Genomic DNA, 21,329 nt, shown 5'->3' on the forward strand with positions numbered 1-21,329 from the left:
CGTGGGGCAGGCCCTAGGTGCGCTTGATCGTGCGCACGGGCTCGCCGGGCTGCCAGACCTGGACGACGAGGTACTTGTCGCCCTCGACGTAGGTCCTCACGACCTCGGTCAGCTCGGTACGAAAGAGGTGGAACGGCTCCGGCGGTTCCACCTCTTCGCCGTATGCGGCCTTCACCTCCGGGTCCTCGACCTCGACCGCCCGCCCGGAGATCCGTACGTCACCGCCGCCCATGGACTGCCCCTCCCCGGGGTTCGCCTGGAGCGCGAAGCGCGGGTCGCGGCGCAGGTCGAGCGCCTTGAGCGAGTTCGGCATCATGCCGAGCCACAGCTCGCCGCCCAGGAAGCGGACCTCCAGGCCGGTGGTGCGCGGGGAGCCGTCCTTGCGGAGGGTGGCGAGGACGTGGTGGGTGAAGGCGCCGAAGCGCTCCTCGGCGGTGCGGGCGAGGTCCGGTTCGGCCTCGGTGAAGGCTGCCCAGTTCACTGTCATACGGCGAGTGTGGCGCCGATACCGGACATCTGCTGTCTGGTTTCCGCGACCCCGGGGGACGTGAGGAGACCGTGACGAGGGCGGGATCTTTACAGAACATCTCTGTTCTCCTGCGCTGACCGACGGTAACTTCCGCCCCGTAAGCACCCCAGTGCGGGAGGACACATGCACGGGACGCCCCTCGGGCCCACTCCGCCCTCACCGCTGCCGACCGACCGGTTGCAGTTCGCGATGCCACCGATGCACGAGTCGGTCGAGGACGAGCGCCGGCATCGCAAGGAACGGCTCGCGGGCGCGCTGCGGCTCTTCGGGCGGCTCGGGTTCGAGGACGGGGTCTCCGGGCACATCACCGCACGCGATCCCGAGTTCAGCGACTGCTTCTGGGTGAACCCGTTCGGGATGCCGTTCAAGCACGTCACCGTCAGCGATCTGGTGCTCGCCAACTCCGAGGGCCAGGTGATCGAGGGCCGCTACCACGTGAACCAGGCGGCCTTCACCGTGCACTCCCAGGTCCACGCCGCCCGCCCGGACGTCGTCGCGGTCGCCCACTGCCACTCGGTCCACGGGCGGGCGCTCGCGGCGCTGGGGGAACTGCTGGACCCGATCACGCAGGAGAGCTGCGCCTTCTACGAGGACCACGCGCTCTACGACGACTACTCGGGGGTCGCCGTCGACGCCCTGGAGGGCCGCCGGATCGCGGCCGCGCTCGGCTCACGCAAGGCGCTCGTCCTGCGCAACCACGGGCTGCTGACCGTCGGTGACTCGGTGGACGCGGCGGCCTGGTGGTTCCTGTCCATGGAACGGTCCTGCCAGGTGCAGCTGACCGCGAAGGCCGCGGGGCGTCCGGTGCTCATCGAGCATCGGCAGGCCGTGGCCACGCGGGAGCAGTTGGGCGGGGATCTGGTGGCGTGGATCAACTATCAGCCGTTGTGGCAGGACGTGAGCCGGAGCGAGCCGGATCTGCTGAGCTGAGGGCCGGGAGGCCGGGAGGCCGGGAGGCCGGGAGGGCTGGGAGGCCGGGAGGCCGGGAGGGCTGGGAGGACCGGGAGGGCTGGGAGGGCTGAGGGGGCCGAGAGGCTGAGGGGGCTGGGGGTCAGAAGCCCCGGAGGACGACCGCCTTCGTCATCGCGAACTCCTCGTCCGTGAGCACCCCGTCCCGGTGCAGCTCGCCCAACTCCCGCAGGCGGCGCAGCAGTACGTCGTGGTGGTCGGCCGGGGGTGGCACGGACGCCGCCAGCTGGGGGCGGTCGGCGTGGTCGACGCCGGGGCGGGTGGACGGGTGTGGCAGGCGGGCGGTGACCGCGGTGGCGACCAGGGCCGTGAGCAGGTCGCGCCGGGCGCTGCCCCACAGGTCCAGGGCGTACGGGTCCTTCTCCGGCGGCAGTTTGGAGAACACCGTCTCGCGGGTCACGAAGCGCAGGAAGCCGTCCTCGTAGCCGGAGTTGGGCAGCCACTCGACCTGGACGAGGTCGCGGATGTTGATGATGCGCGGGCCGGTCGCCCGTTTGACCCGGTCCGAGGTGTCGGACCAGTCGATCCGCACCTGGGTGCCGTCGAAGGAGACCGTGCCGTCGGAGGAGCGGACGGAGACGGGGACGGGCGGGCCGGGCAGAAGATACGTCTTCGTCGCTTCCTTGGGGATCTGGTCCAGGAGCAGTGCGTGCCGGATCTCCTCGGCGACGTACTCGGCGACCCCGGCACGGTCGATGTCCACCGTCAGCCGGTACGGATCCGCCGGGTCGGGCAGTCGGCCGCCCGTCGCCTGGAGCAGCGGGTCGGCGCCCTCACGCAGCCGCATGCGCAGTCGTCCGCGTTTTCGTTCGGGCTCGAAGACGATGCTCGCGACGGCTTCGAGAGGTACGGCGATCTCCCCGTACGTCTGCCGGAACAGCGGTACGGAGCGATGGAGTCCCGGCGTGATCCGGACCGTTGTGCCGTCGAAGGCCCAGGTCCCGTCGCGCTGGATGATCTCGGCCATAGGGAAATTCTCGCAGCCGGGTCAACACGACGGCCCCCTCATCACCCGCGCCGACCGGACCTGCGGGATGGGGCGCGGGCGGTGTACGGCACAATTCGCTGTCGTCGTAAGGGAGTTGTCGGTGGTGCGGACGGCGGCCGCGATGTGCGGTGGCCGGTATGTGAGACCCGGGTGCCGGTCGTGGGGTCGTGCGGCTATAAGGCCATGAGGCAATACGGCCATGAGGCGATAGTGCCGTGAGGCAATAGGGCCATGAGGCTATGAGGCCATCTGGCCGCTGGGGTACCAGGTCGTGAGCGTTGTACGGAAGGCGGGCATCGGGCGTGGCGGTGCAGGAGGCTGGGCAGGGCGGCGCGGCTGTGGGCGCGCATGGGGGCGGCTGCACCTGTGGGGACTGTCCGCACGGGGCGCGTGCGGGGCATCGGCGGGCGGTCGCCGAATTCCTGCTGAGACGGGACGCGTTCGCGGCCGGGCAGGGGCTGCCGGCCGCGGTGGCCCACTCGGCCTCGGCCTCCCGGCAGTGGGTCTCCGAGGAGCTGACGCAGTCGGCGGAACTGGTCGCCGAGCGAGGGCGGGCCGAGGGCGAGGCGTGGCTGGCGCGACTGTGGTGGCGTACGACGTCGGTGGTCTGGGTTCTGGTCGTGGTGCTGCTGCTGGTGCAGGCGCTCACGGCGATCGGGGCGGGGTGGACTTCGGCGCGTACGGCCGGGTTGCTGGCGGCGCTGCTCACGGCCGGGGCGCTGACCGCGGCGTCCTGGTTCCACCGGGCGCGGGGCGGGGCGCTGGCGCCGGTCATCGGTGAGGACAACCGGCTGTCCACGTCGCGTGCGGTGGCCGGGGCGTGGGTGCTGTTCGTGGCGTACGCCGTGTTGGTGCTGGTGGGGCAGCTGGTGGCGGCGTCCGGGCACGGGGAGCGCGATGCGCTGATCGCCGGTCTTGAACTCGGGCGGGGGGCCGGTGTGGTGACCGTGCTCGCCGTGGTGTGTGCGATCGCGGTGCTGGTGCGGCGGGTGGTCGGGGTGCGGGTGTTCGGGCAGCGGCTGCAGAAGGTGCGGGCGGGTCGGCCTCGGGCGGCGGATCTGCTGACGGATGATGCGGGGCGGGGGACGTTCGCGGACATTCAGTACGTCGTGATCGGCGGGGTTGCCTTGCTGTTCGCGGCGGTGCGGTTGGGGCGGCGGCCGGATCAGTTGCCCGATCTGCCGTGGGGGTTGGCTGTGGTGGTGCTGATCTCGGCGGCGACGTATCTGGCCGGGAAGTATGCGGAGGGGGGTCGGCCGGTGATCCTCTCTGTGGTGCGGGCACGGGAGGCCGGTGACCTGGACGGGCCGATCCGTACGGGGGACGACATCGAGATCCGGGGGGCTGGGTTCGTGCCGCCCGGGGCGCAGGCGGCGGATCGGTTGTCGCGGATGGTGGTGCGGATCGGGGCGGTGCATGTGCATGTGCCGTTGGTGCCGGTGAGCGGGGGGTTCAGCAATCCGACGGATGCGGTGCTGAGGGTGCCCGTGCCGGCGGACGTGGAGCCGGGGCGGGTGGAGGTGCAGGTGGTTACTGCGGCGGGGGTGGAGACCAACCGGTACGGCATTGATGTGACTGAGTGACGGGGCCTCCGGCGGTTGGGCGGGGGTGCCTCCGGCGGTGGGGCGGGGGTGCCTGCGGCGGCCTGTGCGGGTGGGGTGGGGGTTCGCGTTGCGCCTGCGGGTCGGTGGGTGGGTCGGGGCCGTGCCGGGGGGTGTCCGTCCTCGGTCCGGCGGCTCGGTTGCGCAGGAGGTGCTGTGTGTTGACGCCGGCCGCTGCGGGCGGACACCCCCGGCACGTCCCCTTCCCGCCGTACGCGGGTGCGGGCCGGTGGGGCCACCGGTCTTGTCCCGGGACCGGAACCGAAGGCTGAAACGCACACCCAGCCGGGCCAAGACAGAAAAAGCGGGCGGGACAGGATTGAGCCGCGGCGGCGTTGCGTACGTATGGTCTTCTGAGGGGTCACGGCACGGCGGGCGAGAGGCGGCTACGGGCGATGACTCACGGTATGCACACGGGCACGCACTCCCCTTACCTAGACGGCGACCGCAACTGGCGGGATACCGCCAGCAGGTACGCACTACTGCCGCTCCGCGTCTTCCTCGGCGTCACCTTCATCTACGCCGGCCTGGACAAACTCACCGACAGCGCCTTCATGAAGGAAGCCGGCTCGGGGTCGATCGGCGACATGATGCGTGCCGTTCGTGACTCGGCGGCCATTCCGGCCATGGTCGACCTGTCGTTGGAGAACCCCGTCGCTTTCGGCTATGCCATCGCCTTCGGCGAGCTGGCCGTCGGTATCGGCACCCTGGTCGGGCTGCTCGCCCGGGTGGCGGCACTCGGCGGTGCGCTCATCTCGCTGAGTCTGTGGTTGACGGTGAGCTGGGCCTCTGACCCGTACTACTACGGCAATGACCTGGCTTATCTGATGGCCTGGCTGCCCCTCGTGCTTGCGGGCGCCCCCATGTTGTCCCTGGATGCCGCGCTTCGCACGCGGCGAAGGCAGCGGACGGGAGGCTATCGGTAGCTCCGGTCCAGTCGGCGGGGCTGCTGGTGGTGTGTGCCGGGGCCGGCCCGTGGGTCAGGGGTGTGCGTCGGTTTGGGGCTCCGGGGGAGCGGGGGTCGTTTCACCGGGCGATCGGTGGCGTCTGCGTATCGCCCGGGTCAGGACCGCTACCGCGCCTGCCAGGCACAGGCCGCCCACGACCAGCGGGATCACCACGAACCACGGTGTCTCCCAGGCACCGCCCGCGTCACCGGCGTAGATGATGCCCGCGAGGGTCAGGGTGGTGCCGGCGACCAGCCTGCCGGGCTGGAACTCATGACGTAGCACGGCTCACCTCCGCCTGTCCCACACCGACGCTGAGGTCGAGGTCCAGGGTGCCCGCATCCTTGGTGCCCGGGGCTGTTGTCAGGGTCAGCTCCTTGTGCTTGCCCGGTGCCACGTCCACGTCTTGCTCGTCGTCGCCCGGCAGTTGGATGTCTCCCACCCCCACGTCGATGCTCACCTCCACGGTCACGTCCTTGGGGACGATCACTTTGAGTCGGCCCACGCCCACGTCCGCTCTCGTCGTCACCGTCCGGTCCTCGGTGAGCTTCAACCGGGACAGATCCAGGGTGCCGACGCCGGTGCCGAGGTCGTACCGCGGCTGTACGTCCGCCACGGCCGCCGGTCGCCAGTTCCGCTCGACCCAGTGCGTGCCGATGTCCTTGGGCAGCGCGGCCGAGGCGGCAAGCAGGCCTGCTGTGATGACCGCCAGGAATATGGAGCCCGCTCCTGTGCGGCCCAGGAACGCGCTGACCGCTATGCCCAGGCCGAAGACGAGCAGCGCACAGGACAGGCCGGTCTGCAGGCTGGTGCCGAGCGCGTGGTCCTCCCAGGTCGCGCTGGTGCCGAGGGCGCCCGCGAGCAGGGCCAGCAGGAACACCCAGCCGCCGATCCAGCGGGGGCCGCGTGGCTTGGGCTGGTGGGGGCGGCGGGTGCGTATGTCCTGGCGGCTGCTCCAGGTGGCGCCGAGGCCGATGTTGACGGCCGCTGCGATGTCGCGGTCGCGGGAGTCGCGCGGGCCCCAGAGATAGCCCGTGCCGCCGTCGTGCGTGCCGTCCTTGACGATGGGGTCCCGCCACCAGGAGGGGTAGGCGGTGGGGACCGGCGGTGCCTGGGCCTCGGGTGGGGCGTCGGCGACGGCCTGGGCGGCGAGGGGGTCGGGGTCGGGGGTGCTGCGGTGCCGCGACCAGTAGCCGGCGCCCGCGAGGAGGAGGGACAGGACGACGGCGAAGGCCAGCACACCGCCGTTCCTCAGCAGCGTCAGGAACACGCCGCAGCCGACCAGCGCGAACAGCACGGCCGTCAGCGCCTGGCCGTCCACGCGGCCGGTCAGCAGCTTGCGCACCTCGTTCTCGTCCTCGTCGTCGTACGGGACGAAGAGCCAGGCGAAGCCGTAGAAGATGAGGCCGATGCCGCCGGTCGCGGAGAGCACGGCGAGGGTGATCCGGAAGATCACCGGGTCCATGTCGCACTGCCGCCCGAGCCCAGCGCACACGCCGGCCAGCATCTTGTACCGCCGGTTGCGCCGGAACTTGCGCGGCGGGTCGAGTGCACCCGCTTCGGCGGACACCCCTGCTTCTGCGCCCGCGTGCGCGCGCGGTTCCTCACCCGCGGCGCTCGCGGGTGCCGGGCCGGACGGGGTGCCCGCGGTGGGCACGGCGTCCGGCTCGGGCACGGAGTCCGCGGCGGGCTGGTGATCTGTCATGTGTCCATGGTGACGGGCGGATCGGCGTGGCGGGAGTCGGAATGACCCTGGTCGGACCCTGATATCGGTCCCTGACGGGGGTCTGGGGAAGCGTTCGACGCGGCGGGGTTCGAAGATCAGGGGAGTCTCGGGGGTCGACCCTGATGCCCTGCTGCTCCGGCCGTGTGAACATCGATGGCATGCCGGAAGCCGCAGCAGCGCCACTCGTCGAACCGCGGCCGCCGCGCAAGCTCTACCGCAGCAGCGACGGACGCTGGCTCGGGGGCGTGGCGCGGGGGCTCGCCGGGCATCTCGGCCTGCCCGTCATCTGGGTGCGGCTCGTCTTCGTCGGCCTGTTCATGGCGGACGGCCTCGGCGCGCTGCTGTATGCCGCGTTCTGGTTCTTCGTACCGCTCGGCGTCGGCGGCGTCGGCGCGCAGAGACCCTCTCCCTTCGCCACCGAGACCGCGGCCGACGGTCGCCGCAGACTCGTCGCCCGCAAGCCGGACAAGGGGCAGATCGTCGCGCTGCTCCTCATGGTCGTGGTGGCGATGGTCTTCGTCGGCAGCGTGGACCTGGGAAGCGGCGCCAAGGCCTACCTCCTGCCCGCCGTACTCGTCGGCGCGGGTGTCGCCCTGGTCTGGCGACAGGCGGACAACGCGCGGCGGGCCCGCTGGATGGAGGCCGGGCGGCGTCGGCGCACGCTCACCCTGCTGCGCGCCGCGGGCGGCGTCGTCCTGGTCACGGCCGGCGTCTCCGGCATCTTCGTCCTGCAGGGCTCCGCCGCTCACCTCGGCTCCGTCCTGCAGGCGGCCCTGGCGGTCCTCGTCGGTATAACGCTCCTCGCGGGCCCGTACCTGGTCCGGATGACCCAGGACCTCTCCGAGGAACGTCTGATGCGCATCCGCGCCCAGGAGCGCGCCGAGGTCGCCGCGCACGTCCACGACTCGGTGCTGCACACCCTGACCCTGATCCAGCGCAACGCGGAGAACGCGAACGAAGTGCGTCGCCTCGCCCGCGCCCAGGAGCGGGACCTGCGCACCTGGCTCTACAAACCCGAGGGCACCGGCAAGGACGAGGCCGACGAACCCGCCAACCTCGCCGACGCGGTCCGGCGCAACGCCGCTGAGGTGGAGGACAAGCACGGCGCCCCCATAGAGGTCGTCGTCGTCGGCGACTGCCCGCTCGACGAGAAAATCGGCGCACAGATGCAGGCCGCGCGCGAGGCGATGGTGAACGCCGCGAAGTACGGTGGCGAGGGCGGCGCCGTGCAGGTCTACGCCGAGGTGGAGGGGAAGACCGTCTTTGTGTCCGTCCGGGACCGCGGTCCGGGCTTCGACCTGGACTCGATACCCGCCGACCGCATGGGCGTCAGAGAATCGATCATCGGCCGCATGGAGCGCAACGGCGGTACGGCCCGGCTGAGGGCGGTACCCGGCGGCGGTACGGAGGTCGAGCTGGAGATGGAGAGGGCGGAGAAGACGTCATGAGCGACCCGACCGAGGCGAACGAGCCTGTGGAGTCGACCGGCGGGAGCGCGGGCGAGCGGCACGCGCGCGTGGTCCTCGTCGACGACCACCGCATGTTCCGTACGGGAGTCCAGGCCGAGATCGGCCGCACCGAGCAGACCGGCGTCGAGGTCGTCGGCGAGGCCGCGGACGTCGACCAGGCGGTCACGGTCATCACCGCGACCCGGCCCGAGGTCGTCCTCCTCGACGTGCACCTCCCCGGTGGCGGCGGGGTCGAAGTCCTGCGCCGTTGCGCCCCGTTGATGGCGGACGCCGAGCAGCCCGTCCGCTTCCTCGCGCTGTCCGTCTCGGACGCGGCGGAGGATGTGATCGGGGTGATCCGGGGTGGTGCGCGCGGCTACGTGACGAAGACGATCACCGGCACCGATCTGGTCGACTCCATCTTCCGGGTCCAGGAGGGCGACGCGGTCTTCTCGCCGCGCCTTGCCGGGTTCGTGCTGGATGCGTTTGCGTCGACGGACGCGCCGCCGGTCGACGAGGACCTCGACCGGCTGACTCAGCGCGAGCGGGAGGTGTTGCGGCTGATCGCGCGGGGCTATGCCTACAAGGAGATCGCCAAGCAGCTCTTCATCTCCGTCAAGACGGTCGAGTCCCATGTCTCGGCTGTCCTGAGGAAGCTCCAGCTGTCCAACCGGCACGAGCTGACCCGGTGGGCTACGGCACGGCGCCTGGTGTGACCATCCGGTAGGTGCGTGCGCGATCACCCGGTTACGCTGTGCGCGACGAGAGGAGGGCAGCATGCTGCTGAGATTCCGCGCGGCGAATGTGCGATCACTGCGGGACGAGCAAGAGCTGTCCTTCGTGGTTCCGCAGGGCGAAGAGTCGGACGCGGCGCGCACGCTGACACTCTCCGACGGGAAGTCACTCCAGGTCTACCCGGTGCTCGGCATCTTCGGCGCTAACGCATCTGGCAAGTCGAACGTCATCACCGCTCTGATGAAGATGAAGGAAGCGGTCCTTGGGTCCTATGGGGGATGGACGTCCTACCAGGGAATCCCCAGGGAGGAGTTCGCGCTGGATCCCAAGTCGGCCGCCGAAAGCACCTTCTATGAGGCCGACTTCGTCCAGGAAGACGGGGTTCGGTGGACTTACGGGTTCGAGCTCGGCTCGACGAGGGTGGAGTCCGAGTGGCTGCATTCGTATCCCAAGGGACGACGTCAGGTGTGGCTGGATCGCGACGCCACGCGCGGCAACGTCTTCGAGTTCCCGGGCGACCGCATCCAGGACCGTGCCCTCTTGGCCCGTACGACGCGGCCCAATGCTCTCTTGCTCAGCAGAGCCGCCAACGACAACCACCCTCAACTCACTCAGATCTACAGCTGGTTCAACCAGAACCTGTGGGATATCACCCCGGAGACCGAGCGCACTCAGCGCGAAGCCTTCACGGCTCGTGAGCTCCTCAATGAGACGTCCCGTGACCGTATCGAGGAACTGCTCCGGGTAGCCGATCTCGGCATTCGAGGCGCCGAAGTGGAGCAACAGCCGGGACAGAGCCCACGGGTTCGTCTTCTCCACGGAAGCGACGCAGGTGAGCCTGTCGCCTTCGACTGGCAGCGGGAGTCCTTCGGCACGCGCTCTTGGTTCGCGCTGATCGGACCTCTGCTGCTCGCGCTGGACCGAGGTGCTGTCCTGCTCATCGATGAACTGGACGCCAGCCTCCACCCCCGTTTTGCGGCCGAAGTCGTTCGGCTCTTCCAAGCTCCGTGGGTCAACACCAAGGGCGCACAGCTCGTCTTCACCTCACACGACCCGTCGCTGCTCAAGAGCCCAAGGGGCGGTCGCCCACTGGAACCCGGGCAGGTCTGGCTGACGGAGAAGGACGACAGCGGAGCCACGGAGCTTTATCCGCTCAGCGATGTCGACCCTGGGCCTGAAGAAGACCTGAGCGACTCCTACCTCGCGGGCGCCTTCGGCGCGGTCCCGCGTGTGACTCAAGGGCAAATCGGCCGCAGGGTGCTGACAGCACTGGCAGGGGAGGCAGAGCGTTCCTGATGGCGAGGGTCAAGGGGCGGGACGGCGTTAGCCGCGGCAAGAAACCACGAGCCGGTGACCGGCCTCGTGAGGTGTACGTCTTCACGGAGGGCGAGGTCACCGAGCCGGAGTTCGTCGAGTACGTGATGGAGCACGGGACCCGCGCGCAGCAGGGGCGCAGGATCAATCACTACATCGAGAACGCCGCAGTTTCGTCGAGCCGCCGCAAGCCGCTGCCTCTCGTGGAAGACGCCATCGACAAGCTGATCGAAGTGCAGAGGGCCGCCAAAAAGGCCGGCCTGAAACCCGAGGACTGGAACTGGCCCCAGGTCTGGTGTCTGTTCGACCGGGATCAGCACAAGGACATCCCCACGGCATTTTCACGGGCGAAGAAGGCAGGGGTGCACGTCGCCTACTCTCACCCCTGTTTCGAGCTGTGGCGCCTGCTCCATTATCAGAACTACACGAGCACCTTCGGCGGTGTCTGCGACGACGCCGCCGGCCGCCTCAAGCGGCAGCCCGGCTTTCTCCAGACATACGGCCCCAACTGCCGGACTGTCTCTCCGGAGGACGCCAAGCGGATCAAACCGGGGCAGCTGGCGCGCAACTACAAGAAGGCTCGCCAGTACGCGCAGCAGATCAACTCCGTGCACACCGGCTCTGACCAGAACCACTGGGATCCCTATACCGACGTCTGGCGCTTCGTTGAAGAAGGCCTGGACGTGGTCGACTACTGAGCCAACTGTCTTCGAGCGTGGTGGGGGCGCCGCGCCGTGGGAGAAGCGAGAGACGGCGGGAAGCATGGCCTTGAACTTCACTGTGCCGAATGACGTGGAGCGTGCTCTCCGTAACGCCATGGAAGCAGTGCCCCGCATTGTCAGTGATCACCGGGACCGGCGAGACGTGGTCCTCGCGATGCTCTTCTCGCAGCACGCGCTCGATGAGTTCGACCAGGAGCGATCGGCTGAGTCCCGGCGCCGCATCACCGGGGCGAGGGGGACGGGCGCGGGCGGTGCTCTGCGTCGCATGCTGGAAGACCAGGCACTCAGGGTGCTGGGCGCGACCGGCGAGCAGGGCGATCGTCCTCCCCTGATCGCCGAACTCCTTCGACGGGCGGCCTCCGTCGTCGGACGGATGGATGACGCGGCTCAAGAAAGATTGGTCGAGGCATTCCGCGGAGTCCGACTCGACTTCGCAGCTCTTGCCTATCCGGAGATGCTCGGCGACGCGGTGGAGTCCTTCCTCAAGGCGACCGAGGCGTCGATGCGCCACTCGGGAGAGCACTACACACCTCGCGAGTTGGTCCACCTGCTGACTGAAGTCGTCCAGCCGCAGGCGGGCATGCGGATCTATGACCCCTTCTGCGGGACGGGGGCATGCTCCTACATGCCAAGCAGCACGTGGCTGAGCAGGGGGTAGATGCCCAACAGTTGGCGCTCGCCGGGCAGGACATCAACGCCTCGACCGCCGAACTCGCCAGCCTGAACCTGTACTTTCACCAGATCCAGGACCCTGCCGTTGAGCGCGGCGATTCCCTGTTGTCGGCTCCGTCGAAGTCAGGTGAGTTCGACCTCGTTCTCAGTGTGCCGCCGTTCGGCCTGTCCCTTCGGGCGGACCAGGCACAGGCGGTGGGACAGTACGCACGGTACGGACCGGTTTCCGAAAGGGGTCCGGCGGACTGGGGCTTGCTCCAGTACATGCTCGGACTGGTGACCCGGCGTGGGGGATCGGTCTGCACGGTGGTTACGCACGGTCCACTGTTCCGTGGCGGGCGAGACCAGGCCACGCGCGCGGCACTGCTGGACGCCGACGTGGTCGAGGCTGTCATCGGTCTCGCGCCGAACCTCTTCTCGTCGACGGCGATCGCGCCCTGCGTGCTGCTGCTGCGGGCCCCCGGACAGAAGACGGCGGAACGGCGCGGCAAGGTGCTGTTCATCGATGCCTCTCGTGAATACGAACGTGGGCCCGCGCAGAACCTGATGCGATCGGAACACATCGAGAAGATCGCTTCCGCAGTTCGAGGTTTCGCAGACGTCCACCGTTTCGCTCGGGTCGTGGACCGGTCGTATCTCTCCGAGAATGACGACAGTCTCAATATCCGCAGGTACGTTGACAGCGCCCCGCTACCGGAACCGCAGGACATACAGGCCCACATGAGCGGTGGAATGCCGGTAGCCGAGATCATTGACAAAGAAGCGCTGCTGGGAGCCTACGGAATCGCGCCACGACAGCTCTTCACCGCGCGATACGGAGATCCGGCCTACATGGATTTCCTGCCGCCGCCCGAGCGGCCGGACCCCCGAACGCTGACAGAACTGGCCCGAGACAGCGAGCAGCGCCTGCTCACCGCCTTTGATCAGTGGTGGGGGCTGGCACAGAGGCACATCGCAGGGCTTGCACCAGCCCAGAGGGGAGGTGAGACGGCCAACAGCCGGACAGGTCTTGTGAAGCGCGAACTACTCAAGGCGTGCGCCGAGTTGACGGAAGCGCCGAGCATCCTGGCTCCGCATGCCCTCTCCGGGGCATTCACGGACTGGTGGCGTGAGGTCGGACCCCATCTCAGGACCCTGGCGCGACGTGGCTGTCCGCTGCCGCCGGAGGAGGACCTGTCCGCGCTTCGGGAAGGTCTGACGAGCAGGATCGATGCCCTCGTCGCGTCGAGGCGAAGGGAGCTTGTCGATACGTACGAGAGGTGGCAGGAGAAGTACGGGCTGTCGTTCCGTGAGATCGAGTCCCAGCTGACCGGCCCGAGCGCCGGCTTCCTCCAGAACAACCCGTGGTCCCAGCAGAGCGCGTGGGATCTCTCCTCCTTGGCCGGCGCGGATGTGGCGGACAGACGGCGCCAGACCGCACAGCGCGTCCATGCCCTGACAGACACGGAGAAGACTGTCGAAGGGGCCCTGGCCAAGTTGGACGTGGACGAGTTGATGATTCTGCTACCGGAGCTCGACGCCGCGTCCCAGACCGACGGCCGAGTTGATCGCCGCACCCTCGGAGAGGTCATCAAGACCGCCAGGACCGGAACATCCGGTCGCCTGAGTGAGGAGCCGAGCGGTGTCCCCGCAGTCGAGGCTCGTCACCTCACCGAGCGCGGCTTCGCGGCGGCCGGGCTCCGTTACCGACGTGCCGACTCCCCACCGAGACTCTCGGAGATCCTGACCGCCGGCGACGTCCTGCTGGCAGCTCGTGTCACGGCAGCCCGGGGATACCGTGCGATCGTCTGGAATGAGCAGCTTCCCAACGCCACATACGGCGGAAGCGTCCTCAGGCTCTCGCCGGACACCACGCGCGTCCTGCCGGGATATCTGGCGGCCTGGCTCTCACACCGCTCGGTGCACCCCCGTCTCTACGCGCAGGCGCGTGAGAGTCGCGACGAGCTGTACGACTTGCCTGCCGGCCGACTGCTGAACGTGGAGATCGAACTGCCGGGTCTTGAGGAACAGCAGCGCATCGTCGATGCGGTGACCGCACTCGCCGATCAGCGTGAACTGCGACACGCTCAGCTGGCCAAGATCGACCTGATCAAGCGGACCATGATGAAGGACCTGGAATCCGACCGGACCTCGGTCGGTTTTGTGAGCTGATCTGGTGCCGGTTGACGTACGGGACCAAGAATCTCGCGATTACGGAAAGGCACATCCGGTCACAATGCGCACTTGATGGGATGTGGTGATCCCTGGCTCGCGAGAAGCCGTAGGCTTCCCGATGCAGCCGGACAAGTCAGTCACCACAGGGAGTGCCGTACGTGGCCAAGCTCACGCTCGCGCAATTGGAACGCCATCTCTTCGCGGCGGCGGACATCCTGCGCGGCACGATGGACGCCGCCGAGTACCGCGACTTCATCTTCGTACTCCTCTTCCTCAAGCGGGTGAACGACGAGTTCGAGGCCGCCCAGCAAGCGATCATCAAGGAGCGGCTGGAGGCCGGCGACAGCCCGGAGGACGCGAAGGACGAGGCAGAGCAGTACGAGTGGTACGGCCCGCGCGGAGTCATCTTCGTGCCCGAGGAGGCCCGCTGGGAGAAGCTCGCCGGGGCCGTCGACGACGTCGCCACGGAGCACCTCCAGCCCGCCCTCGACGCGCTGGAGCGCCAGAAGGGCAACAGCGAGCTGCGCGGCCTGTTCGCGCACGTCAACTTCAACCGCATCGGCGGTGGAGGCAGCGGCAAGGGCTCAGCCGCCGCCCTGGCCGACAACCGGCTCCGGTCACTCATCGAGCACTTCGGCAGCATCCGGCTGCGTGGCGAGGACTTCGAGTTCCCCGACATGATCGGCGCCGCGTACGAGTATCTGATCAAGGACTTCGCGGACACGGCAGGCAGCAAGGGCGGCGAGTTCTACACCCCGCGTGCGGTCGTCCGCATGATGGTCGAGCTGGCGCGCCCCCACGGCGGTATGCGGATCTACGACCCGTGTGTGGGCTCCGGCGGCATGCTTATCCACGCCATGGAGTACGTCGACGAGCACGGCGAGGACTCCAAGGACCTGAGGCTGGCCGGACAGGACGCCAACAGTGGCTCCTGGGTCATGGCCACGATGAACATGCTCTTCCACGGGGCCAAGCACTTCTCCCTCAGAACGGGCGACACGCTCACCAACCCACTCCATCCCGAGCGCGACTTCGACCTGGTGCTCAGCAACCCGCCCTTCTCCATGGACTACAAACAGTCCGAGGTACCGAACCTGCTGAGCCGCATGCCGCACGGCCAGACTTCCGAGCGCGGCAAGGCCGACCTGATGTTCCTCCAGCACATGCTGGACATGGTGAAGCAGCGGGACGGCTCGGTCTTCACCGTCATGCCGCATGGCGTGCTCTTCCGCGGCGGCGAGGAACAGAAAATCCGTGCGAAGCTCCTGGGTGCCGACCTGATCGAAGCGGTGATCGGGCTCGCGCCGAACCTGTTCTACGGGACGGGCATCCCGGCGTGCGTGATCGCGCTGCGCCCGCCGGCCCAGAGGCGTCCGGACCGCCGTAACCAGGTGCTGTTCATCAACGCGGACCGCGAGTTTCACGCGGAGCGCGCCCAGAACGTTTTGCTTCCCGAGCACATCGAAAAGATCGTCTCCACGTTCCGCGCGTTTCAGGACGACGAGACCTTCGAGGACGTAGAGGGCTTCGCACGCGCGGTCAGGCGCGACGACCTGGCGGAGAACGGCTACAACCTCAACATCCGTCGCTACGTCGACAACACCCCGCCGCCCGAGCCGCAGGACGTACGGGCCCACCTGGTGGGCGGTGTCCCGGTCGCCGAGATCGAGGCGAAGAAGGAACTCCTCGACGCGTACGAGATCAAGGTGCCGGACCTGTTCGCCGTACGGGCCGACGATCCTGAGTACGTCGACTTCCTGCCCGAGGGCGAACGACCGGACGCCTCCCGCCTGGCCGAACTGGCAAGCGGGCGGGAGCAGAAGCTCTGGACCGCCTTCGAGGAGTGGTGGAAGGCAGAGGCCGACCAGATCGCGAACCTGGAGCCGGTCGAGGGCGACGAACGCACGGAGCACGAACGCAAGGCCCAACTCGCCCGTCTGCGCGCCGACTTGATCGACTCCTTCCGGCAGCGTCTGCTCGCGGTCGGCCTCCTGGACCGGTACGCGCTAGCGGGTGCGGTCGCCGGTTGGTGGCACGAAGCCAAGAACGACCTCAAGGCCCTGTCGGTCAACGGCTTCGGCGGCGTCGTCGACGGCTGGGTCGAGACCGTCCTGACGATGCTCGCCCCCGAGCCCGACCCGCGCACGGGCGGTGCCCGCGACCGTACGGCGGCGGAGCGGCGGCAGGCCTACGACCACAAGGTCGTCGCGGCCATCGCGCCCGACTTCCTGGACGACCTGGCCTCCGCGGAGCGTACCCACGCTGACCTGGACGCCAAGGTGAAGGCCGCGCAGGAGGCCGAGGCCGCGCTGGCGGAGGCCCGGGCCGCGGCGGAGTCACCGGACGCCGACTCGGAGGGGCCTGCCGAGATCGACCCGGCGTTGATCGAGGCGGTGCTCAGCAAGGCCGAGATGCGGGAGCTGACGAAGCAGCGGGCAGAGGCGAAGAAGGCCATCGAGGAGTTGGAGGACGACTTCTGGCCGGTCGCGGCGGTCCAGCGGAAGAAGGCCGAACAGCGAGAGAAGGCCAAGAAGAAGGTGAGGGGCGGTCGTTCGGGGGCTGGGGGCGCAGGCAAGGGGCGGCGGGCTCTGGCTGCGGAGGAGGCTGGGCAGGGGGCGCTGCTGGAGATTCCGGTTCCGGTCCCGGTTGAGGGTGCGGATGCGGAGAGCGGCGGCGACGGTGATGGCCCTGGTGACGGCGGCGTCGTGAAGGAGGCGCGCCTCATGCGGGCCAGGAAGAAGCTGGCCGAGGACGCGGGGGAGTGGGACGTGGTGCTCGGGATTTTGCGGGATGACCTGGCGGGGAAGCTGGGTGGGCATGTGGTGCGTCGGCAGCGGGAGTTGGCTGAGGTGTATCGGGTTTGGGAGGGGAAGTACGCCGTTTCGCTGCGGGAGATTGAGGGGCGGCGGAAGAAGGCTGCGGAGGCGTTGGACGGGTTCCTGAAGGAGCTTGGGTATGTCGGCTGAGGACTCGATTCGCTGGCTCCCTGTGGGTGAGGTCGGCGATGTGCGCATGGGGAAGCAGCTTTCGCCGACGAGTCGGGCCAACGGTGAGCAGTTTCCCTATCTGAGGGTCGCGAATGTGCTTGACGGCCGTATCGACTATTCCGACGTCAAGTTGATGGGCTTTACGCAGAGCGAACGCGAGGCGTATGCGCTGCAGCCAGGAGATATTCTGCTGAATGAGGGGCAGAGTCTCGAACTCGTTGGGCGTAGTGCCATCTACCGGGGGCCCGCCGCGGCATTCTTCTTCCAGAACACGCTTGTGCGGTTTCGGGCTCGTGATTTGGTTCTTCCTGAGTATGCCCAGGCTGTTTTTAGTCGATGGCTGAGTACAGGTGTGTTCGCGTCGATCGCCAAGAAGACCACAAGTATTGCGCATCTAGGAGGGGATCGGTTTGCGAAGCTCCTTTTCCCTGTGCGATCGCTCACGGAGCAGCAGCGAATCGTTGAGGCGCTTGCTGCGTTCGCTGAGGCAGAGCGAGCCCTCGAAGGCTCCATCTCGAAGCTCCGAATCTTGAGACGAGGCGCTCACCTGTCTCTCATGTCGGCAGTGGACGCGCACGGTGTTGCCTCTAAGTCGTGGTCTCGTGTCCCGCTCAAGGACGTGGTTCCTTCCACCGAGTACGGCATCTCGGAAGCGTTGGTGAATGATCCGTCAGGGGTTCCAGTGCTGCGGATGAACAACCTTCAGAATGGGCAACCGGATGTGACGGACCTCAGGTACTGTCCTGTCTCCATCCCGCAGCGCCTCTATCTGAAGCGTGGCGACGTTCTGTTCAACCGAACGAACAGCATTGACCATGTTGGGAAAGCAGCGCTATGGCGGGAAGAGCTGCCTACCGCCAGCTTCGCCTCGTATCTCGTTCGACTGAATCCGGACAGTGAGAAGCTCCTGCCCGAGTATCTGGTCGAGTGGCTGCAACATCCGGTTATCCGACAGCGCGTGAGGGCCATTTCAACGGTTGCCGTTCAGCAGGTGAACGTCAATCCGACCCGGTTGCGGGAGCTCGAAATCGATTTCCCGAGCGATCTCGCCGAACAGCGGCGCATTGTGTCGACCCTGGCCTCCTTCGACGATCGGATTGGCCGCGAGGTGGAGGAGCTGGCGAAACTCCGCAGGCTAAAGCAGGGCTTGACCGATGATCTGTTGTCCGGGAGAGTGCGCGTCCCCGAGGTCGCGTAGGACCTGCGCCTGACGGCGAGCTGGTGGCATTCGAGGCCCACGCTCTGACGCAACGTGCGCATCGAACGACAGGGAACCGATGTCGTGTCCTGCCGTGAGGCGTACGTCGGCATCGAGGGCGGCGGCCAGAACGCGCAGCAAACCGACCGTGGGCTGGGTTCCGCCCTCCTCGCTGCACTCGATCTCGTCCTGGGGCATCCCCGCCCGTTCGGCCAGTTCTGCCGAGGTGAGGCCCAAAGCCATCCGGCGGTCGTAGAGAGCCTTGCCGAAGGCCAGTGCTTCCGGATGGCGATCCGCTCCGGGGCGTCGGTCTCGGCGCGTGACGGCGTCCAATGTCTCCCGCTGTCGGGCGTCACCGCAGGCCCTCGGAGACGTCAGTGGGCTTGTGTGAGAGCTCGAACCAGATCGTCTTGCCGATCCCGTGCGGTCTGGGGTCCGCGCCCCATGCGTCCGCCAGCGCGGTCACCAGCGTGAGGCCTCGGCCGGTCTCGTCGTCTGGGCGTGCTTCCCGCGGCGTCGGCAGCGTGTCGTTCGCATCCGTTACGGAGACGCGCAGGCGGTCGTCCGCCACGAGACAGCGGGCCCAGATTTCGCGGCCGGGGGGTACCTTCGCGTGGCGGTACGCGTTCGTCATCAGCTCGCTGAGCAGGAGTACCGCCGTCTCCGTCAGCTCGGCAGGGAGCTTCCACGAAGTGGCCTGTTCCCGGAGGAGGGTTCGGGCTCTGCCTACGCTGCGGGCGTGTCGGGGCAGGCGCCACTCGATGTCCTGGGGGATGGCAGTGGGGCCTGTGGGTGGCGTCGGCATGCGCGCTTCGTTCCTTGGGGGTGAGTCTTCGCCATTTGCAGTGATCAGGCTGGTAGTTGGCGCGTAGCCTCGGGAGTAGCGGAACGGGTACACAGCGTGCTTGTACACGGTGTGTCTACGGGAGGCGGGTGAGTCCGTGGCCACGGGGGAGTCCCAGCAGGCGCAGCAGAACTGGCGGTACTGCGGCGGTCAGATCAAGCTGTGGCGCGAGGAGTCGGGCGTCAGTCGGCAGCGGCTGGCCGACGAGGCCGGCTATGACTATGAGTACGTCAAGTCCATGGAGTGCGGGAGGCGGCGGCCGACTCTCAGGCTGTTGCAGACTGCGGACCAACTGTGCGGTGCACGGGGCAAGTTGGCGGCTGGGCACGAGTACCTGAAGCCCGAGCCTTTTCCTGCACGGTCGCAGGAGTACATGGCGATCGAGGCTGAGGCCATCGCCGTGCATGACTACTCGCTGGGGCTGGTACCGGGTCTGTTGCAGACCAAGGCGTACGCGCAAGCGCTGATCAGTGAGAGTTGCCCGCCGCTGGACGACGAGACCGTAGAAGAGCGGGTTCGGGCACGGTTGGCGAGGCAGGGGGCGCTGACACGTCGCACCAAGACGGTTTACGGCTTCGTCGTCTACGAGGCCGCGCTGCATACGGAAGTGGGTGGACGGGAGGTCATGCGGCAGCAGTTGCTCCACCTGGCGGGGGTGGGTGCGTTGCGTAACGTGTCTATTCAGGTGCTGCTCTTCGGGAAGTGTGGCGGTCTAGCACTCAACGGCTCGTTCATTCTGCTCGAGACCGCTGAACACGACCGCTTCGCCTACGTTGAGGGTCCGGAAACGAGCGTGTTGCACGCCGACGCTGACAAGGTCAGCGACTTGGCACAGGTGCATGGCATGATCCGCATGCAGGCCCTTGGAGTTGAGGAGTCGGCGGCGTTCATCAGGAAGGTGGCGGAGGAGCTATGAGTGAACCGCTGGAGTGGTTCAAGTCCAGCTACAGCGACTCTCAAGGCGGCGCCTGCCTCGAAGTCGCCTACACCTGGCGCAAGTCCAGCTACAGCAGCACCGGCGGCGGCGCCTGCCTCGAAGTCGCCTCCTGCCCCCACACCATCCACCTCCGAGACTCGAAGCTCGGCGCTCGAAGCCCCCGCTTCGCCGTCCCCGCCGACGCCTGGACCTCGTTCATCGCGTACGCCGCCGGAGCCTGAGCCCCGGGCTTCGAGCCCCGAGACGCGAGCTTCTTTTGTAAGGAATGGGTGGTTGCTTCAACCCACCCTCCCGCCCTACCTGTGTCGCAACTCCCGCGCATACCAGCCGACATGACTATTCGTGATCGGCTTGCGACACGGCGTCGCCGCCCTCTAGCGTTCGCCACAACAAACAACCCCGGTCGGGTGCTACCAACACCCGCCGGGGTCTCACCCCAAGATCGAAACGAGCGATCTCGTGGCTTACGAAAACTCTAGCGCCGCCCTGCCCGCGCTCGCAGCGCATCCCATGGCCAAGCCCGGCTACGGCAAGCGCTCAGCCCCGGACCAGAGGCCCCCACGCAGAGGCGACTTCGATCACCTCCCCGCCCGCGAGGCCTACATCGCCGTACTCCTCGACCGGCTCGGCGAGCACGCCGCGATGGACGCCAAGACCGTTGCCAAGGCTCAGCCCCTCTACGGTCAGGCGAGCGTCCGCAGCGCGCTCAATGAGTTGTCGCGGGCCGGGCACCTGCGCCGGGTACGGCGTCGGGCCGAGGTCGAAAGTGACGGACGTACCGGGAGCCGGTGGGTGTTCCACACCTACTGGTCCCGCACCGCACGTGACAGCGAATGGTGGGCCCGGTTCCTCGACGGTGACGTACCGATCGCGCCTGAGGCATCAGCTCTCGCCTCGTCGGCCTCGGAGCCCGGGGGCACTGCCACCGTCGTACCGCCTCCCGTCGTACCGTCACACGACGATTCACCGCAGCCCAGGACACAGCCCAAGACGCAGCAGTCCCAGGCGGACCGGCCCTCTAACTCCACCGCCTACGATGCCCTCGCCCGCCTCGGCCTCCACGACCCGCGCCTGGCCCTCTCCTCCGCCGACTGCGCAGCACTCGCGGCGCTGGCCGGTGACTGGCTCGCGCGCGGCGTGACCGTTGACTACCTCGTGCGCACCCTGGCCGCCGGGCTGCCCGAGCATGTCCACTCGCCCATGGCCTTCGTTCGCCGCAGACTCATCGACAAGCTGCCGCCCGAGCGACCCGCCCCCGCGACGGATGCTCAGCCTCCCCGCCCGGCGCCCCGCACGCTCATGGAGTGCACCGACTGCGGCGTCCCCGGTCGCCCGGAAGCCCTGACCGGAGGCCTTTGCCGGGCGTGCCGCCCTGGGGCCGGCGGGCCGGAAACGCCGTACCGGCCCGAAACCGGCACCCACCCCACCGCCCCGCCACCCACGCCGCTCACCCCCACCGACGTACAACGAAACGCCGCACACCTCCGCCGCACCCTCGCCGCCCGGCACGATCCACCTCAGGCTCCAGCCCAGGCGCCCTCCTGCTTGGCCTGAACTC

General features: G+C 68.2%; 18 protein-coding genes and 1 pseudogene. 13 read left to right on the plus strand and 6 right to left on the minus strand.

The genetic code is table 11. From position 1 onward, the window contains the following. Positions 1 to 13: 13 nt before the first annotated feature. Positions 14 to 487 (minus strand): pyridoxamine 5'-phosphate oxidase family protein, encoded by a 474-nt coding sequence (locus PBV52_RS29650; protein ID WP_274242504.1) that lies wholly within the window; start codon positions 485 to 487, stop codon positions 14 to 16. A gap of 165 nt (positions 488 to 652) precedes the next feature. On the opposite strand from PBV52_RS29650, the gene PBV52_RS29655 reads away from it, so the two are divergent. Further along, entirely contained in the window at positions 653 to 1,459 is an 807-nt protein-coding gene (locus PBV52_RS29655; RefSeq protein ID WP_274242505.1) for a class II aldolase/adducin family protein, read from the plus strand. 121 nt (positions 1,460 to 1,580) lie between these two features. Here the strand turns inward: PBV52_RS29655 and PBV52_RS29660 are convergent, their stop codons facing one another. Beyond that, positions 1,581 to 2,465 (minus strand): DUF4429 domain-containing protein, encoded by an 885-nt coding sequence (locus PBV52_RS29660; RefSeq protein ID WP_274242506.1) that lies wholly within the window; start codon positions 2,463 to 2,465, stop codon positions 1,581 to 1,583. A gap of 323 nt (positions 2,466 to 2,788) precedes the next feature. Here PBV52_RS29660 and PBV52_RS29665 point away from each other — a divergent pair, with 323 nt between their 5' ends. Both PBV52_RS29665 and PBV52_RS29670 read left to right on the plus strand, forming a co-directional pair. Next, a complete protein-coding gene (locus PBV52_RS29665) occupies positions 2,789 to 4,069 on the plus strand; it encodes a hypothetical protein (protein WP_274242508.1) in 1,281 nt (426 codons plus the stop codon). Positions 4,070 to 4,482: 413 nt separating this feature from the next. Next, positions 4,483 to 5,013, plus strand: a complete 531-nt coding sequence (locus PBV52_RS29670) for a DoxX family protein (RefSeq protein ID WP_274242509.1) — start codon at positions 4,483 to 4,485, stop codon at positions 5,011 to 5,013. A 54-nt stretch (positions 5,014 to 5,067) separates the two neighbouring features. On the opposite strand, the gene PBV52_RS29675 is transcribed toward PBV52_RS29670, so the two are convergent. Then, complete coding sequence (locus PBV52_RS29675) at positions 5,068 to 5,319, minus strand: hypothetical protein (RefSeq protein ID WP_274242511.1); 252 nt, start codon at positions 5,317 to 5,319, stop codon at positions 5,068 to 5,070. Then, on the minus strand, positions 5,306 to 6,739 hold the full coding sequence (locus tag PBV52_RS29680; protein ID WP_274242512.1) for a PspC domain-containing protein: 1,434 nt from the start codon (positions 6,737 to 6,739) through the stop codon (positions 5,306 to 5,308). Before PBV52_RS29680 ends, PBV52_RS29675 begins: the two co-directional genes overlap by 14 nt. Before the next feature lie 179 nt (positions 6,740 to 6,918). Between PBV52_RS29680 and PBV52_RS29685 the strand changes: the two genes are divergently transcribed. From PBV52_RS29685 to PBV52_RS29715, 7 genes and pseudogenes are all read left to right on the plus strand, one after another. After that, the gene (locus PBV52_RS29685; protein WP_373921922.1) at positions 6,919 to 8,208 is read left to right on the plus strand and encodes a PspC domain-containing protein; all 1,290 of its coding nucleotides are present in this window, start codon (positions 6,919 to 6,921) and stop codon (positions 8,206 to 8,208) included. Next, positions 8,205 to 8,924: a response regulator transcription factor gene (locus PBV52_RS29690; RefSeq protein WP_274242515.1), complete on the plus strand. Its 720-nt coding sequence runs from the start codon at positions 8,205 to 8,207 to the stop codon at positions 8,922 to 8,924. The genes PBV52_RS29685 and PBV52_RS29690 overlap by 4 nt, the downstream gene beginning before the upstream one ends. Positions 8,925 to 8,985: 61 nt before the next feature. After that, the gene (locus tag PBV52_RS29695) at positions 8,986 to 10,239 is read left to right on the plus strand and encodes an ATP/GTP-binding protein (RefSeq protein WP_274242516.1); all 1,254 of its coding nucleotides are present in this window, start codon (positions 8,986 to 8,988) and stop codon (positions 10,237 to 10,239) included. Beyond that, positions 10,239 to 10,955 carry an RloB family protein gene (locus PBV52_RS29700; RefSeq protein WP_274242517.1) on the plus strand — a complete coding sequence of 239 codons (717 nt, stop codon included), beginning with the start codon at positions 10,239 to 10,241 and terminating at the stop codon, positions 10,953 to 10,955. The genes PBV52_RS29695 and PBV52_RS29700 overlap by 1 nt, the downstream gene beginning before the upstream one ends. 526 nt (positions 10,956 to 11,481) lie before the next feature. Continuing rightward, positions 11,482 to 13,802, plus strand: a pseudogene (locus PBV52_RS29705) (N-6 DNA methylase). Between the two features lie 161 nt (positions 13,803 to 13,963). Continuing rightward, on the plus strand, positions 13,964 to 16,771 hold the full coding sequence (locus PBV52_RS29710) for a class I SAM-dependent DNA methyltransferase (RefSeq protein WP_274242519.1): 2,808 nt from the start codon (positions 13,964 to 13,966) through the stop codon (positions 16,769 to 16,771). Continuing rightward, the gene (locus tag PBV52_RS29715) at positions 16,761 to 17,990 is read left to right on the plus strand and encodes a restriction endonuclease subunit S (protein ID WP_274242521.1); all 1,230 of its coding nucleotides are present in this window, start codon (positions 16,761 to 16,763) and stop codon (positions 17,988 to 17,990) included. The genes PBV52_RS29710 and PBV52_RS29715 overlap by 11 nt, the downstream gene beginning before the upstream one ends. Here the strand turns inward: PBV52_RS29715 and PBV52_RS29720 are convergent. Both PBV52_RS29720 and PBV52_RS29725 read right to left on the minus strand, forming a co-directional pair. After that, positions 17,928 to 18,323 (minus strand): helix-turn-helix domain-containing protein, encoded by a 396-nt coding sequence (locus PBV52_RS29720; RefSeq protein ID WP_274242522.1) that lies wholly within the window; start codon positions 18,321 to 18,323, stop codon positions 17,928 to 17,930. The genes PBV52_RS29715 and PBV52_RS29720 overlap by 63 nt on opposite strands. Positions 18,324 to 18,342: 19 nt before the next feature. Then, entirely contained in the window at positions 18,343 to 18,795 is a 453-nt protein-coding gene (locus PBV52_RS29725) for an ATP-binding protein (protein ID WP_274242524.1), read from the minus strand. 136 nt (positions 18,796 to 18,931) lie between these two features. Here PBV52_RS29725 and PBV52_RS29730 point away from each other — a divergent pair, with 136 nt between their 5' ends. From PBV52_RS29730 to PBV52_RS29740, 3 genes are all read left to right on the plus strand, one after another. Continuing rightward, positions 18,932 to 19,750 carry a helix-turn-helix transcriptional regulator gene (locus tag PBV52_RS29730; protein WP_274242525.1) on the plus strand — a complete coding sequence of 273 codons (819 nt, stop codon included), beginning with the start codon at positions 18,932 to 18,934 and terminating at the stop codon, positions 19,748 to 19,750. Further along, the gene (locus PBV52_RS29735) at positions 19,747 to 19,992 is read left to right on the plus strand and encodes a DUF397 domain-containing protein (protein ID WP_274242527.1); all 246 of its coding nucleotides are present in this window, start codon (positions 19,747 to 19,749) and stop codon (positions 19,990 to 19,992) included. Before PBV52_RS29730 ends, PBV52_RS29735 begins: the two co-directional genes overlap by 4 nt. 238 nt (positions 19,993 to 20,230) lie before the next feature. After that, positions 20,231 to 21,325: a hypothetical protein gene (locus PBV52_RS29740; protein WP_274242529.1), complete on the plus strand. Its 1,095-nt coding sequence runs from the start codon at positions 20,231 to 20,233 to the stop codon at positions 21,323 to 21,325. The last annotated feature ends 4 nt before the right edge of the window (positions 21,326 to 21,329 follow it).

The organism is Streptomyces sp. T12, from assembly GCF_028736035.1.
GTDB lineage: Bacteria > Actinomycetota > Actinomycetes > Streptomycetales > Streptomycetaceae > Streptomyces.

Excerpts from the sequence above, each read along its gene's own strand:
- PBV52_RS29685 (WP_373921922.1), top strand. The coding sequence starts at position 6,919 with ATGCCGGAAGCCGCAGCAGCGCCACTCGTCGAACCGCGGCCGCCGCGC.
- PBV52_RS29655 (WP_274242505.1), top strand. The coding sequence starts at position 653 with ATGCACGGGACGCCCCTCGGGCCCACTCCGCCCTCACCGCTGCCGACC.
- PBV52_RS29670 (WP_274242509.1), top strand. The coding sequence starts at position 4,483 with ATGACTCACGGTATGCACACGGGCACGCACTCCCCTTACCTAGACGGC.
- PBV52_RS29715 (WP_274242521.1), top strand. The coding sequence starts at position 16,761 with ATGTCGGCTGAGGACTCGATTCGCTGGCTCCCTGTGGGTGAGGTCGGC.
- PBV52_RS29680 (WP_274242512.1), bottom strand. The coding sequence starts at position 6,739 with ATGACAGATCACCAGCCCGCCGCGGACTCCGTGCCCGAGCCGGACGCC.
- PBV52_RS29725 (WP_274242524.1), bottom strand. The coding sequence starts at position 18,795 with ATGCCGACGCCACCCACAGGCCCCACTGCCATCCCCCAGGACATCGAG.
- PBV52_RS29660 (WP_274242506.1), bottom strand. The coding sequence starts at position 2,465 with ATGGCCGAGATCATCCAGCGCGACGGGACCTGGGCCTTCGACGGCACA.
- PBV52_RS29650 (WP_274242504.1), bottom strand. The coding sequence starts at position 487 with ATGACAGTGAACTGGGCAGCCTTCACCGAGGCCGAACCGGACCTCGCC.
- PBV52_RS29735 (WP_274242527.1), top strand. The coding sequence starts at position 19,747 with ATGAGTGAACCGCTGGAGTGGTTCAAGTCCAGCTACAGCGACTCTCAA.
- PBV52_RS29700 (WP_274242517.1), top strand. The coding sequence starts at position 10,239 with ATGGCGAGGGTCAAGGGGCGGGACGGCGTTAGCCGCGGCAAGAAACCA.
- PBV52_RS29695 (WP_274242516.1), top strand. The coding sequence starts at position 8,986 with ATGCTGCTGAGATTCCGCGCGGCGAATGTGCGATCACTGCGGGACGAG.
- PBV52_RS29690 (WP_274242515.1), top strand. The coding sequence starts at position 8,205 with ATGAGCGACCCGACCGAGGCGAACGAGCCTGTGGAGTCGACCGGCGGG.